This is a genomic window from Nocardioides sp., assembly GCF_030655615.1.
Classification (GTDB): Bacteria; Actinomycetota; Actinomycetes; order Propionibacteriales; family Nocardioidaceae; genus Nocardioides.
The window spans coordinates 12127-26358 of the sequence record NZ_JAURVJ010000005.1; the positions used below are offsets into that span (position 1 = coordinate 12127).

The 14232-nt window shown below is 68.4% G+C and carries 16 protein-coding genes; 5 read left to right on the forward strand and 11 right to left on the reverse strand.

The features are described from left to right. Positions 1-63 precede the first annotated feature (63 nt). From Q7T52_RS00265 to Q7T52_RS00285, 5 genes are all read right to left on the reverse strand, one after another. On the reverse strand, positions 64-879 hold the full coding sequence (locus Q7T52_RS00265; RefSeq protein WP_304798310.1) for a hypothetical protein: 816 nt from the start codon (positions 877-879) through the stop codon (positions 64-66). A gap of 45 nt (positions 880-924) precedes the next feature. Continuing rightward, complete coding sequence (locus Q7T52_RS00270) at positions 925-1542, reverse strand: hypothetical protein (RefSeq protein WP_304798313.1); 618 nt, start codon at positions 1540-1542, stop codon at positions 925-927. Between the two features lies 1 nt (position 1543). Continuing rightward, complete coding sequence (locus Q7T52_RS00275; RefSeq protein ID WP_304798316.1) at positions 1544-2947, reverse strand: hypothetical protein; 1404 nt, start codon at positions 2945-2947, stop codon at positions 1544-1546. Continuing rightward, positions 2944-3237 carry a hypothetical protein gene (locus Q7T52_RS00280; RefSeq protein ID WP_304798317.1) on the reverse strand — a complete coding sequence of 98 codons (294 nt, stop codon included), beginning with the start codon at positions 3235-3237 and terminating at the stop codon, positions 2944-2946. Before Q7T52_RS00280 ends, Q7T52_RS00275 begins: the two co-directional genes overlap by 4 nt. A 90-nt stretch (positions 3238-3327) precedes the next feature. Then, positions 3328-3759, reverse strand: a complete 432-nt coding sequence (locus Q7T52_RS00285) for an RDD family protein (protein WP_304798320.1) — start codon at positions 3757-3759, stop codon at positions 3328-3330. A 218-nt stretch (positions 3760-3977) separates the two neighbouring features. Between Q7T52_RS00285 and glnA the strand changes: the two genes are divergently transcribed. Next, complete coding sequence (glnA, locus tag Q7T52_RS00290) at positions 3978-5396, forward strand: type I glutamate--ammonia ligase (RefSeq protein ID WP_304798323.1); 1419 nt, start codon at positions 3978-3980, stop codon at positions 5394-5396. Between the two features lie 512 nt (positions 5397-5908). On the opposite strand, the gene Q7T52_RS00295 is transcribed toward glnA, so the two are convergent. Then, the gene (locus Q7T52_RS00295; RefSeq protein WP_304798326.1) at positions 5909-6631 is read right to left on the reverse strand and encodes a VOC family protein; all 723 of its coding nucleotides are present in this window, start codon (positions 6629-6631) and stop codon (positions 5909-5911) included. 241 nt (positions 6632-6872) lie between these two features. Then, positions 6873-7601, reverse strand: a complete 729-nt coding sequence (locus tag Q7T52_RS00300; protein ID WP_304798329.1) for a hypothetical protein — start codon at positions 7599-7601, stop codon at positions 6873-6875. A gap of 784 nt (positions 7602-8385) precedes the next feature. Between Q7T52_RS00300 and Q7T52_RS00305 the strand changes: the two genes are divergently transcribed. Further along, on the forward strand, positions 8386-8688 hold the full coding sequence (locus Q7T52_RS00305) for a hypothetical protein (RefSeq protein WP_304798332.1): 303 nt from the start codon (positions 8386-8388) through the stop codon (positions 8686-8688). 208 nt (positions 8689-8896) lie between these two features. On the opposite strand, the gene Q7T52_RS00310 is transcribed toward Q7T52_RS00305, so the two are convergent. Next, complete coding sequence (locus tag Q7T52_RS00310) at positions 8897-9169, reverse strand: CPCC family cysteine-rich protein (RefSeq protein ID WP_304798335.1); 273 nt, start codon at positions 9167-9169, stop codon at positions 8897-8899. A gap of 70 nt (positions 9170-9239) precedes the next feature. Between Q7T52_RS00310 and Q7T52_RS00315 the strand changes: the two genes are divergently transcribed. From Q7T52_RS00315 to Q7T52_RS00325, 3 genes are all read left to right on the forward strand, one after another. Continuing rightward, entirely contained in the window at positions 9240-9581 is a 342-nt protein-coding gene (locus tag Q7T52_RS00315) for a hypothetical protein (protein WP_304798338.1), read from the forward strand. 288 nt (positions 9582-9869) lie between these two features. After that, a complete protein-coding gene (locus tag Q7T52_RS00320) occupies positions 9870-11825 on the forward strand; it encodes a hypothetical protein (protein ID WP_304798341.1) in 1956 nt (651 codons plus the stop codon). Between the two features lie 143 nt (positions 11826-11968). Continuing rightward, positions 11969-12319, forward strand: coding sequence for a hypothetical protein (locus Q7T52_RS00325; protein ID WP_304798344.1), 351 nt, complete (start codon positions 11969-11971; stop codon positions 12317-12319). A gap of 93 nt (positions 12320-12412) precedes the next feature. On the opposite strand, the gene Q7T52_RS00330 is transcribed toward Q7T52_RS00325, so the two are convergent. From Q7T52_RS00330 to Q7T52_RS00340, 3 genes are all read right to left on the reverse strand, one after another. Then, positions 12413-12730 carry a hypothetical protein gene (locus Q7T52_RS00330; protein WP_304798347.1) on the reverse strand — a complete coding sequence of 106 codons (318 nt, stop codon included), beginning with the start codon at positions 12728-12730 and terminating at the stop codon, positions 12413-12415. A 176-nt stretch (positions 12731-12906) separates the two neighbouring features. Next, the gene (locus Q7T52_RS00335; protein ID WP_304798350.1) at positions 12907-13176 is read right to left on the reverse strand and encodes a hypothetical protein; all 270 of its coding nucleotides are present in this window, start codon (positions 13174-13176) and stop codon (positions 12907-12909) included. Between the two features lie 117 nt (positions 13177-13293). Beyond that, positions 13294-14166 carry a phosphotransferase family protein gene (locus Q7T52_RS00340; protein WP_304798353.1) on the reverse strand — a complete coding sequence of 291 codons (873 nt, stop codon included), beginning with the start codon at positions 14164-14166 and terminating at the stop codon, positions 13294-13296. Positions 14167-14232 lie beyond the last annotated feature (66 nt).

Genomic DNA, 14232 nt, shown 5'->3' on the forward strand with positions numbered 1-14232 from the left:
GGTGCTGTGGCGCCGGGGTAGTGCTCGTAACAGTGAGTTGCAGCTGACGGCCGGGCGACCCAGTCAGCTGCTCGGCACCTCGACGGTGAACGGGTCGCCCCACCCGCTGTAGTCGGTGCGGAGCACCCGGTCGCCGTCGGCGAAGTCCTCGTCGACGCGCACCGGGAGGCCCGCCTCGTCTATCGAGAACGTCACCTCGACGGCGCCGGTCAGGTCGTCGGGCACCTGGGCGCTGGGCACGAGGTCGGCCGCGTCGGCGGTGAAGGTGAAGCTCTGGACCGGCGTGCCGTCCACGTCGCCGGGACCACCCGCGGCGAAGTCGGCGCCCTCACCCAGCACCGCGGCGAGGTCGCCCAGGACGTCCCACCCCGGGAGGGCGCCGATGACGCTGGTGTCGTCGGCCGCCACGTCGGCGGGGTCGATCTCGGTGAACGGCCCGTCGGTCGCGCTCTGGAGGTAGAAGGTGCCGCCCACGCGACGGGCCTCGACCGGCTGGTCAGCAATAGCGGTGATGACGGCGCTGTAGTCGCTGCCGCCGGAGAGGTAGTGGTGGTTGGCCTCGATCACCGACGGCTCGTCGGCGGTGCCGACCGCGAGGTGGACGCTGTCGAAGCCGCCCATGGCGCCGCCGACCTTGGTGAACAGGGCCTCGACGGTCGTGACCGATCCGCCTTCGCCGGGTGCGCCGGACGTGGTGTCTGGGGACGGCGACCCGACGACGGGGGTCGCGGCGTCCGTCCCGATCGTCACCGTCGAGCCGGGGATGACCACCGGTGTGGGGTCGGCACCCTCGGGTCCGCCCGTGGTCCCGCACCCGACGAGCCAGGTGCTCGTCGTGGCCAGCACCACGAGCGCAGCCGTACGGCGTCCCCATGACATGGCGGGACCGTACCCAGCCGGGAGACCCGGCAGACCCCGAACCGCTCAGTCGGCTGCGGGATCGGCGGTGCAGGGCGTGAGGAACGTGTCGCCGTTGCCGGCGGCCACGGCGGCGGGGTCGAGCCAACCGACGCCCTGGAAGAAGAACACGTCGGTGGGGTGGTCGGGCGACGCGGCCACGGGCTCGTCGAGGTCGACGGTCGAGCCCCACTCGAAGTCGGAGCCCTTGAGCTCGAAGGTGGCCGTGTCGGACTCCCGCCAGTCGAACCCCGACGGCAGGCCCTCCTCGACGGTGAATCCCGTGACCACCCCGGTCGGGTCGAAGGTCTCGACCGTCCGGCCGGGCTCGGTCGCGGTCAGGATCGTGTCGGTCGACCCGGCGGTGTAGGGGTCGAAGACGATCCGGATGCGCGTGACGTCGTGGCACGGCGTACCGGTGGAGAAGGTCAGCCGCTCGCCGTCGACGCGCGCGCCGAACGCCGGACGCAGCGACGGGGCGAACGGCGCGTCCGGGTCCCACTCGCCGCCGCCGGCCGAGCCACCGGCCGAGCCATCAGCGGAGTCGTCGGCGGAGTCGTCGGGGTCGCTGCACGCGACGGCCCCGACGAGCAGCAGGGCCACCGCCCCGGCCACCCGCACCCGCCGTCGGGGCGACGTCACCACGTCAATAGCCGCCGTCGGAGAGCCCGGCGTCCTTCTCGGTCTCGTCGTCGCCGAACACCTGCTCCCACACGTAGGACGACAGGAAGCCGACGTAGCCCTCGCGTGCCCACTGCTGGGAGTGGCGCTCCTCGTGGTGGAGCAGCCGGTCGAGGTCGAGGTTGCCCTGGTAGACGTTGCCGTCGTCGTCCTGGTAGGTCGCCTGGCCGGACCGGATGGCGTCGGCGAGCACCGCCCCCTCGTCGTCGACGTCGTCGACGTTGAGCATGAAGATGTCGCCGTACGTCGTGCCGCCGTTCTGGCTGTAGAGGTCTTGCAGCCAGTTGCCGCCGAGGCCCATCAGCATCCCGTTGGGCGTGGTCGCCAGCCGGCCGCCGTTGTCCTGGACGAACGCGACGTCGTCGTCATAGCTCCAGTCGTTGGCGTGCTGCCGGTCGATGATCCGCTGGACCTCGTAGGAGTCGTAGGGCTCGGGGTCGAAGTCGTGCTCGGTGCCGTCGCCGTAGCCGGTGCCGGCATTGAGGATGTAGGTCATCAGCACCGCCAGCTCGGCGTCGTCCCCGCTGGTGCCGTCGGGGAGGATGAAGAACGTCTTGCCGTCGGCGTCGGTGACCTCCTCCATGCCGTCGAGGATGCTGAAGTCCTCCGGCGTGATGCCGTGGGTCTGGGCGATCTCGAGGATGGTCTGCACGCTGACACCGTTGGCCTCGGCGTTCTCGAGCCAGTCGGCGTAGTAGCCGGTGGGGGTGGGCCCGGTGAGCAGGCCGGCCTCGCGCAGCGCGTACTCGTAGGGGGTGTCCCCCGTCAGCGAGAGGTTGGCGGCGGCCGCCTGGTAGGCGACCTGGTCGAGGCTCATGCTCGTCGGCGCGTCGGGCGCGAGCACCTCGATCGCCTCGCGCAGGGCCGTGACAGCGGGCGCGGCGTCGCTGCGCAGGTCGGCCTTGACGTCCTCGTACTCGGCCTCGAGCTGGTCGATCGTGGCCTGGTAGGCCGCCTGCACGCCGTCGCGGAACTCGCCCCGGAGATAGGTGTTGTCGGCCCAGTCGGGCGGGTGCTGCAGCTCCGTCGTACGGTCCTCGCCGGCCTGGTCGTAGCGGTCGCGCAGCACGTCGATGCGGTCGCGGGCGTGCTCGATGCGCCCGACGTAGGTCGTCATCGGGCCGATGGCCGCCTCGACGGCGTCGCTGTCGCCCTTCATCGCGGTCGAGAGCTTCTGGGTGTCGCCGAGCGCGGTGTACGCCGTGTCGGAGCGCCAGGAGTCACTGGCGGTCAGGACGCTGTCGTTGACGTCGGCGTGGCTGTCGAGCAGCAGGCGTCCGATGTTGTGCAGCGCCTTCTTCTGCGTCTCGACCGTCTCGGGGGTCTCGATCGGGTACTCGAACTTGGCCTGGGCCGCGGCGCTGCTCACAGCGTGTACTCCACGTCGATCTCGTTGGTGACGACGATGGTGTCGTTGATGAGCTCGGCGAGTGCGTGCAGCTCCACGCCGTAGGCACGCAGCCGGCCACTCGCCGCCATCAGCAGGTCGTCGGCCGCGGACTGCACCGGTGCGGTGCCGGCGCCCATCGGTCCCTGCATCCCGGTGACGGTTCCCTTGGCCCCGTCGACGGCGGCCGTCTCGAGCTCGGTGGCGCGACTGGCGAACCGGGACCTCGCGCTCCCGGCGCCGGCGTAGTCGAGGTAGAACTCGTCAGCCACGACCGGCACCTCCTTCGCTCGACGATGGTCGAGACCTCAGGCTAACCGCCGGGGAGCCCGCTCAAACCGACGCGAGCCGACCGGAACCGCTCAGCGCCGACCAGGGCGCGCACCGCCGGCGACCAGGGCGCGGAACACGTCGACCGGGACGGTGGCGGTGCCGGCCACCACGTCGTGCAGGCCGCGGCCGTCGGGGCGGAACACCAGCGGCGGGATCACGAGCGCGACCATGACCTGGCGCGCGATCAGCCGAAGCGGGTTGATGGGGCGCATCACGCCATCGGCCGGTACGACGCGCAGCCCGGTCGCGACCTTGCCGAACGACCCGCCGATGAGCCAGGTGAACAGCGCCGCCTCGACGACGTAGACACCCAGGGTGATGAACCCGGCCGGGCTCCCCGGCTCGAAGTAGGCCTCTCCCCCGCCGACGAGGACCACCGCGACCAGCGTCGAGGCGACCCAGTCGACGAGCAGCGCGGCGACCCGACGACCCCAGGAGGCAGCGGGGATGGCGTCGTTCACGCACCCAGCCTAGAGGGGGCCGGACCACCCTCGCGGGGAGCCACTCCTCGAACCACCTGTTACGCCGGTGAAACAAACCGGATACGGTCGAGAAACGCCCCGAGAGTTACCTAGCGGGCACCGACGGCGCAATGTCGCGCCCGGTTTTTCCTTGTCATCGTCACAGTCACCGCTAGCGTTCGGCTGCACCTGGGAGGGCTCGCAGCCAAGGAGGACGAATGTTCAGCAACAGCGACGACCTGCTCGCCTACATCAAGGACGAGGGCGTCGAGATGGTCGACGTCCGCTTCTGCGACCTGCCCGGCATCATGCAGCACTTCACCGTCCCGGTGTCGTCCTTCGACCAGAGCGTCTTCGACGACGGACTCGGTTTCGACGGCTCCTCGATCCGTGGCTTCCAGGCCATCAACGAGTCCGACATGGCGCTCTTCCCGGACCCGACCACGGCCTACATCGACCCGTTCCGCACCGCGAAGACGATGGTCATCAACTTCTTCATCCACGACCCGATCACCGGTGAGCCCTACTCGCGCGACCCGCGCAACATCGCCCGCAAGGCGCTGGCCTACCTGTCGACCACGGGCATCGCCGACACGGCGTACTTCGCGCCCGAGGCCGAGTTCTACATCTTCGACAAGGTGCGCTACTCGACCGGCGTCAACGAGAGCTACTACCACATCGACTCCGTCGAGGGCTGGTGGAACTCGGGCGCCGAGGGCGACAACCTGGGCTACAAGACCCGCCTCAAGGGCGGCTACTTCCCGGTCGCGCCCTACGACCACTACACCGACCTGCGCGACGAGATGGTCAAGAACCTCGAGGGCGTCGGCCTTACGGTCGAGCGGGCCCACCACGAGGTCGGCACGGCCGGCCAGGCCGAGATCAACTACCGCTTCGACACGCTGCTCAAGGCCGCCGACGACGTGATGAAGTTCAAGTACATCATCAAGAACACGGCGTGGGCCAACAACAAGTCGGTCACCTTCATGCCCAAGCCGATCTTCGGTGACAACGGCTCCGGCATGCACGTCCACCAGTCGCTGTGGAACGGCGACGAGCCGCTCTTCTACGACGAGACCGGTTACGGCGGGCTGTCCGACATGGCGCGCTGGTACATCGGCGGCATCCTCAAGCACGCCCCGTCGCTGCTGGCCTTCACCAACCCCACGGTCAACTCCTACCACCGTCTGGTGCCCGGCTTCGAGGCCCCGATCTCGCTGGTCTACTCCTCGCGCAACCGCTCGGCCTCGGTCCGGATCCCGATCACCGGCTCCAACCCCAAGGCCAAGCGAATCGAGACCCGCTTCCCCGACCCGTCGGCCAACCCCTACCTGGCCTTCGCCGCGCTCATGCTCGCCGGCGTCGACGGGATCAAGAACAAGACCGAGCCCGCCGCCCCGATCGACAAGGACATCTACGAGCTCCCGCCGGACGAGATGGCCGAGATCGACCAGGTGCCGACGTCGCTCGGCGCCGTCCTCGACGCCCTCGAGGCCGACCAGGACTACCTGCACCAGGGCAACGTCTTCACGCCCGACTTGATCGAGACCTGGGTCGACTACAAGCGCACCCAGGAGATCGCCCCCGTGCAGCTGCGCCCCCACCCGCACGAGTTCGAGCTCTACTACGACATCTAGTCTGTGCACCCCCCTGCGACCTGAGGTGTGAGGTTCTGGGGACGGTCTCAGTGCGCTAGGAGTCCGCAAGGAGGTCCGCCGACGAGGTTGTCGGCGGACCTTCTTCGTCGTTCGCCGACGCCTCGGCGACCTTGGCGGTCTACGTCCGCGGACATCAAGGGCCTGGGTCGCGCATGCGCCACACGGAGACATGGCGATCCGCGCTCGAGCAGGGCGCCGTGGTCGTCACGACGGACGAAGATTCTGCAGGGATGGTCGTCGCTGGCTGGGTGACGCCGACGGTCGTTGGGGAACACGCTGGCACCACCCGACGCGCCGCCCTCCCGCGAAGCTCGAGCCGCTCGTGGAGCACGTCGCCGACAGATCGGACTATCGCGATCGACTGATCGAACGTCGGCAGGTGCCGTGGCTGATGACCGCGTCGTGGGTGGCGACTTCTCGACCCGAGTCCCCCTAGATTTTCAGTCATGTGCCTCGACCCGCCCGAAACAGCCGATGAGCGGTCGTTCCTGCTATCTCATCCGCCGCATGGCCACGAGATGGAACTCGTTGCCATCGGGGTCACGGAGGACAGCCTCCGAGGACACAGGCCCTTCCTCAACGTGAGCGCCTAGGGACTTCAAATGCTCGATAGCTCCTGAGATGGAATCGGAAGTCGAAAGCTCGAAACGCAACCGGTCCCGGCCCTCGCGCGGCATCAGTGGCGGCCCACTCCACGTCACCTTGGAACCGCCTTCAGGCGACTGGATCGCCGTCTCTTCATCTTGATCCCATACCAAGGGCCACCCCAGCGCATCGCTCCAGAAGTAGCCAACAGCCTGCGAGCCGTCGCAATTGATCGCGCCAATCGCGCCGGTGTTGGCGAGGAACGTGCTCCCGGGAGGTATCACACAAAACTCGTTCCCTTCCGGGTCGACAAGCACTGTGTGTGGTTCATCTGGAGACTGGCCAATGTCTCCATCAGTAGCGCCGAGGCTGTAAGCGTGTGAAATCAACTGCTGCATCTCGTCCATCGACCCGGTTGTGAGGTCGAAGTGAATTCGGTTCTGGCTGCTTTTTGAACTACCCCCAGGACGAAGCATGAGGGGGTAACCAGAAGGGGCGTCTGGCAGGACGGCGACTGCCCCGTCTTCTTGATCCTCCGCTCTCCAGCCCAACACGTCCGCCCAGAAAGACGCCATGCGACGAACGTCTTGCACATCGAGTCGAAGCCCAACTAATGCCAAAGGTGCCATGCAGGCACGCTCTCATGTCGCTCGACCATGCCACGCTCCGAGCGCACATGCCGAAAGTCGGGCGCAGACGTTCGCGCGGAGATCATTGGCTCAGTATCAGGCTGGGGTGTGGGCTCCCAAAGCGTCGCGACTGGTCGCTGCCGCCAACATCGGCCCACCGGAGAGCGGCCCGAAGCGGCCGATGTGTTGATGACTTGTCGAGTCGCTCAACCGGGCGTCGCACCGCGGCCACTGAGACCTGTCAGCGGAGGTAGCCGCAGGAGTCCTCGGGCGTCAGGAACGTGCCGGAGTAGGAGCCGTCGGTCTCCGAGGAGCCGAAGTCGTAGTCAGAGCCGAAGTCGTCGGGAGAGTCGTAGGCCGAGCCGTAGTCGCCTCCGAAGTCGTAGTCGGAGCCGTATTCGGAGCCGAGTCCGAAGTCGGCTCCCTCGCTCGGGTGGTCGGCGAGGAACTCGCTGACGCACTGGTCGTAGCGGTCCTGGCGGGAGCCGTCGCCGTCGTCGTTGTTGGCCGCGGCCAGACCGGCTCCGCCGGTGCCTAGGGCGCAGCAGCCGGCGGCAACGCCGGAGCGGGCGCGTCCGGGCCGCCGTGACGAGCTCGATGAGCCGGACGAGGAGCTGCGGTAGCGGGACGACGAGCGCGCCGACGAGCGGCGCCGGCGCCATGAGGTCGGCAAGGTCGACGAGGACGACGAGGTCGGCGAGGACGAGTCCATGGTGCCGGTGCCGTCGTCCTCGGTGTCGAAGTAGGTGTCGTAGGCCGGCGACGTCGGGGGCTCGACCGGGGTGGGCGCGGGCGGAGACGTGCTCGAGGAAGTGGTCACCGCGCAGGCGCAGGAGGTGCAGGTGCCGCCGGCCACGCAGGCCCGGCAGGTGCCGCACGCCGGACAGGTACCGCAGGCGGCGGTGGGCCCGGGGTCCGGAGTCTCGTCGCCGGCGGCGGGCGGCTCGTAGGCCTCGTAGTCGTGGGTCACGACGGCAGCGTCCCCTCGGGGCCGGGCCTCGAAACGGCGGAACCGCGGTTTGGTGAGCGCGGGGGAATGGGGTCGCATGCACCTCGCGCGCACGGCTGCTGCCGTCGTTCGGCCACCGCGCTCGCTGCGTGTGGCGATCCCGAGCCTGACAGTCCGTCCCCACCCCGGCGACGTACCGACCGCGACGGCGGACCTCGAGCCGACGACGACGCAACCCGCGGCCGCCGCTGCCACGCTCGTGCCCGACGCCGGTGCAGGGCTGGCGCCGCGGTCGTTCAAGCAGTGGTGCACGGCGATCACCAGGAAGCAGGTGACCGCCCTGATGGGGATCGAGATCGAGGAGGTCCGCAGCACCAGCTATGTCGGTGCGGCAAGGGGTGCTCGGCCCCGCCGTTGCCAAGGAGCTGAGCGACCCGTCCTTCGGATCGGCTGGAAGACCGGCGCCGAAGACTCGCTCGAACCGTACGCACCCTCCGCCCGACGTTGCCGCTTCGAGGGCATTGCCGAGGCTGCCGGCATGACCTGGTCGAGGTCAGCGGTAGGCCGGGTCAGGGGTCAGCCTTGGACCGATCGCGAAGGCGATACGCCAACTACCTCGACCACCCTCCGGCCAAGTCTCCGGTCTACAGGTGCTCGCGATGTGGGCAGCCTCGTTCAGATCGGCGCTAGCGATCGACTCGAAGGCGCCCGGCCACGACGCGCTGCGGGCTGTGCCCGACAAGGCCGCGTCCCGCGCTCTGCCGAGTTGAGAGCGTGCGGTGGGGTTACGACTACGCTCCGCGACGTGCTTGAACAAGTCACCCCGCAATCACTAGCACCGGTGACCTCGGCGCAGGTCGTGATCCTTGCCGTCATCGTCATGGCGCTCACCATGGCGGGATCCTGGTTGTGGGTACTGATCGATCTGCTGACTTGGCCTTCCTCGACGTGGGACTCGTCCGGGCTGAGCAGGGCCAGGTGGGTTTCGCGGGTCTTCCTGCTGGGCTGGATCGGGGCCGTCTGGTACATGCACTCGGCACGACGTCACCTGAAGACCACCTACGCCGAGGTTCGATCGGCCAGGAAGGACCACCACAACCTGGGTTGAGGCGATCAGCCCGGCTCCCTCTGAGGTGATTGAGCGGTCCCCCGACATGCCGCCGAGCGGGCTCCGTCCGACCACATGCCGCGATCGGGGCGCTGTCGTGCCGAGAGTGGGCCCCGGACGCGAGTGCTTGACTCAGCAGGTGCACGCAAACGAGGAAAGCGGCCCTTCGCCAGACGCGTTCGAGGTCACGGTCGGGTCGCGACAGGCTTCATGCCTTGAATGGCTGCCAGGACGGGTCTTTCAGTTCATCGGCACGCGGTCGGCGCGCGCAGAACGCTGGCGGCGCATCATCGGCGGAGCGCCCCTCCTGTTGAAAGCGGACCTGACCTTCGACGAGGCTGATGCCGTTAGGGCCGCCGTAACGTTGGTCGGGGCTGATGCCGCCGTCGTCCTCCCATAGGCATACCGGGCACACCTCGTAACGGCCAGGCTCCTGCAAGGTGCGGAAGCCGCAGCAGCGGCACGTGGCATGCGTGGTCATGGGAGCATCGTGTCACCACCGAACGCTCCGCATGTCGATGAGCGGATGGATCGCGTGGCAACACCCAGACATGACGAACGGCCCCGCACGTCGAGCAACCGCTGAATCCGGCGACACCATCGATGACCCGTCCGAGGACGCCCTGTTCCTGACGCTGGACGACATCGAGGCAGGTGAAGGCACTCACCTCATTGTGGACGTGTTGGGGGACGTGACCAGTCGAACGTTCGCGCAGACCTCGCGAAACTCCGACGGGTCCTACATCGTCGAGTACCGCGACGGCGCGGCCGAACGGCACTTTGGCACGATTGCGCCGGATGTGCTCACGGCTCACGCCCTGTTAACCGGGTGGGCATTCGCGGTGCCTGGCTGGCGCGACAGTGCGGCGGAATGGGAGCAAGTGCACGTCTGAGGGTGCGATGCGCCCGACCGTGGCGCCCAGCGGGCTCCGCCCGTCCATCCCGCTGGTCTGGCTCGGCCCGCCCATGCCGAGTCGGGGGTCGTGTCCCAGCGTCACCCGACTGGGTGGCATCTGGTTGACAGGCCTCGTGGTGCGAGCGAACGACGTACGATCTGCGGACTCGTCAGACAGGGGTGGAGATCGTTGAGGGTGATGCGTCGTTGCGTTCCGGTCGTCGCTGCTGCGCTGGTGGCCGGTCTTGTTGCCGGGCCTCCCGCGTTGGCTGACCAGACCGAACCGGTGGGCGCCCCGACGTTCGCGACCACGGGCAGGTACGTCCACGCGACGTTCGACGGTGACCTCTACTTCGGTGCGAACGACGGGGTGCACGGCTACGAGCTGTGGCGTACCGACGGCACCGCCACGGGCACCAGGATGGTCACCGACGACTTTCCGGCCCGCGAGGACGACATGGACCTCTACATCGTCTCGGACCGGCTCTTCGTGGTCACCGGTAGCGGCCGGGCCTACGCCTACGACGGCACGCAGCCGCCGGTACGGATCACCGGATTCGGGACGATGCCGACTGGGGTCAACCGTGGCGTGACCGGGGTCGTGGCGGACCGGCTGATCCTCACCGGGAGCGGCTACGACCTGTACGCCGTCGACCCCGGTACGACGGTGGCGCGGCTCGTCGACAGCCCGGGCAGGAAGGCGTTCGAGTTCGCCGGGACGGACCTGGCCGTGCTCGGCGACTGGGCCTACTTCTCCGGCCGAGACCGCACCTCTGCCAACCCCACCGACCCGACCGACAAGGTGGGCGTCGAGCTGCTGCGCACCAACGGGACCGTGACCGAGCTGGTCAAGGACATCAACCCGGGTCCCGACGGCAGCTATCCCCAGGCGTGGATCACCGCCGGCGACACGTTGTTCTTCCAGGCCAACGACGGTGTCCACGAAGAGGAGCTGTGGACGACCGACGGCACGGACGCGGGCACCCACCTGGTCCGCGACCACCGCACCGACGGGAGCAGCGGGTTCGCCTACTCCCCGCTCGCGCACGGCGACGAGATCTACTACCTGCCCGGCGACGGTGGGCAGCTGTGGCGCTCCGACGGCACCGACGAGGGCACCCACCTGGTCGCCGACGTCTCGGCAGCTGACGGGGCGAGCCTCTTGCTGCTGGCCTCGGTGGGGTCCGAGGTGTACTACCTGAGGAGCTACTCGGACCGCAGCGTCCGGCCCGCAGTGCAGCGCGGCCTGTTGGTCCGCACCGATGGCACACCCGAGGGCACCCGGACCGTGGCGCAGCTGCCCGGTTCCATCTTCGAGGTGGGCCGGCCAGCCGTGGTCGGTGACCGGCTCTACTTCAGCGCCCCGTCGGCCTACGGCTCCGCGCTGTGGCGCAGCGACGGCACGGCGAACGGCACCTTCCCGGTCTCCTTGGGTGGCTTCGACGGCACCGGCACCGCGGGCGACCCCGACATCCACGAGGCACGGACGCTGGGCAACCGCGTCGTGTTCTCCTCCAGGTTCCGTCCCGAGCCTGGGTCCGAGCCGACCACGCAACGCCGCCTGTACGTCGTCGACCCCACCATCGCTGTCCCGCCTCGACGCGCCACTGCTGCACCGGAGCTCAGCTGGGACGACGTCACTGGCAAGCTCGCCGTCTCGACGGGCACGTGGACGCCGGGTACCGACACCTTCACCTACCAGTGGTTCCGCGACGGCGCAGCGATCCCAGAGGCGACCGGTCCGACCCTGCAGGTGAGGTCCATGTACGAACCGCGCCTGGGCGACCGGATCGCTGCCGTCGTCACTGGCGCAGGTGTTGGTTCGGCCTCGGCCACCGCATCCTCGCCCACCGTGCGTGTCACCCGCGCTGCCCTGGCACCGCTGCCCCCCATCGCACGACCGCGAGTCCAAGGACGCCCCGTGGTTGGACGCCACCTGGTGGCGGCCCCCGAAGAGCGCTACCCAGATTCGAGGACCTCCTACCGTTGGTTCGTCGGAAAGCACGTCGTGCCCCGCATCCACGGGCCCCGGTTACGTCTGGTCAGGGCCTACATCGGGAAGAAGGTGCAGGTCCAGATCATCATGAGCCGCACGGGCAACGACACCCGGCGAAGCAGGTCGCTCCCCACCGCCGCGGTCCGGGGAGCTCGACACCTACGCCCCGACGCAACACCTACGTCGGCGACCGGCGCCACGTCCGGTCATGACCAAGCCGACGGCAGATCGAGCAGTACCGCATAGAGCGCGTCGAAGACAAGCAGCCCGGCAAAGAACGTGCTGCACCTGTCCCGGCCCACCAATACGCTCGACCATGCCGATGACGGTGTGCGGAGATGTCGACAGCGAGGACGGCGCACAACTACTGACGAAGGTCCGATCGCGACGTGCCGCCCGGCTTGGGCTCGGCTTCTGGACCGACTTTCAGCAGTACTTGTGCTGCAGCGTCGACGACGCCCGACCCTGCCGAGTTCGTCGACGACCTGGTCTTCGGTGTCCGTCCGGACAACCGGATCTCGGTCGGCCGCGCCACCACGTCCCCGGCTGCCGGCACCGCCGCGCTCCCCGTCACGGTGCCCGGTATAGAGACCGCCTCGGTCAGCGGGCCCGGCATCGTCGGTGCGAGTCTCGACTCGGCGCGCAGACGCACGCACCGCTTCATGATTCGCGCCCGCGGGGCGGATGAACGGACGCTTCGACGCAAGGTGCGGGTCACCGTGCGGGTGACGATGACCTAACGCCCCAACGAGGGCATCGCGACAACCGTCGTCAAACCCGTGCCGCTCGTCCGCCGCCGCAGACGTCCGCCCGACCATGCCGTCCCGGGGGGCTCAGGGCGAGCGCAGACGACTGGTCGGTGCCTCATCGACGCTTGAGTCAGTCCGTCGGCTGGTTGCCCAAATCGTCAGCGGCACCAGGATGGTGACGCCGAGCAGCAAGGCACAGCCGGCGTAGAGGAAGCCGTTCGCCGAGGCTGTGTCGCACTCGCCCGCGAAGTCTGAACCGGAACAGTTCGCTTCGGTGAAGATGGCGGTAGTTGCGAGGAACACCGAGACCGGAACGACGACCAGCAGGCAGACGGCAATGGCCGTGAGCGAACCGGCCACCCTCGATCGACCTCCAAGCATCATCGTCTTCATCTCTTCCATGCCCGACGTATTGGCACTGCGGAGTGTCGCAGGATCGGAGCCAACCGACACGAGAACTCGAGCTCATGCCGCGCCGCGTCTCGTGGCCGCATCGGGCTCCGCCCGACCACGCCGAATCAAACACCTCGACTGAGTCGTCCAGGACTTGTGCCGTCAGCCCACCTGTCCGGACGCGTTCACTCCTTCCGTACCACGGTGGCCAGGACGGACTCGATCAGCTCGTCGCGCTCGGCCTTGGTGAGGACGCTCAGGGCGCCCTTGGCGCACGTGACAGACAGGTCGGCGACCTGGTCTCCGACGACTCGGCCGATCGAGTATCGGATGAGCGTCCGGTCACCCCCGGTGAAGACGAAGACCTGCTGCCCTCCCACGTCACGGTCGGGCTGTCGACTGTCGCCTCCCGCGCCCTGATGCTGCTGCGCGGCCCCTTCGAGGCCCTCGACCATCGTCTGACGAGAACCCCCGAGTGCGATCGTCGTAACCGTCAGCATCAGCGCCGCCGGTGCGGTCCTCCGTGATTGCCTAAGCCGACATCAAGCAGTGGGGTCACCTGTCTCGACGTGTCAGCGAAGCGCGTCTAGCTCGTCGAACGCTCGGTGGCCGCGGTCGATCACCTCGTTGACAGCTTCACTGCGCATGAGTCCGACGCGCCACTCGAGCTGCAGGAGTACCTGTGTGGCGGCGAGCGCCGCCACCCAGTCCCAGCCGACCAGGTCGAGGGCCTTGGTCCACAACCGGTGGCGGACGCCGTTGAGCGGATCGCGGAACGTGTGCCACTGGAGGGTGATGAGATCCGTCGCCCGCGTACCGCTTCCGGCATTCTCGATGTCGACAACCGCTAGCACGACTCCGTCGCGCGTCAGGACGTTGCTGGGATTGAGGTCGGCGTGGACCATGTCGGGGGCCCCGGGGGGCGGCCCCAGGTCTGCACAAGCGAGCAGCAAGCGCTCGACCAGGCCCGACGCCGCGGAGGAGTACGCGGAGAGCCCGGCGACGGTGGCACCCCGACGCGTGACGACTCGCCAGGCGTACCTCCAGTGATCAGGAGGCTCACTGGCCTGACCAGCCTGAAGGTCGTTGATCTCGCACAACTGCTCGACGAGGGACACAGTCAGCTCCGACGCAGGGACTGCATCGACGAAGTCCATCAGGTGCCACACGTGAGTAGCGGTGGCTCCCACTCCGAGCCAGGCCGGCGTCGGGTAGCCGCGTCCACGCATGTGCTCGACCACGCGCTGGGCTCGCAACACCTCGTCCAGTTGGCGAGGGTCTGTCCGCGGCACTGCCTTGAGCACAGCGTCTGCCCTTCCGGCCACCTGGACACGCACGGCACCAGCGTTCACGCCACCTGCGAGGCGACCAACGAGAGCGACGTCCGTCTCGACCGCACGGGCCACGTCGGCCAGGACCTCCGTCGGCACTTCCTCGGGTTGCACACCTCGCAGCATGCAGCAGACCCGTGCGGTAGCGCCTCTGTTCGACCACGCCGACGTGCGGGCGCA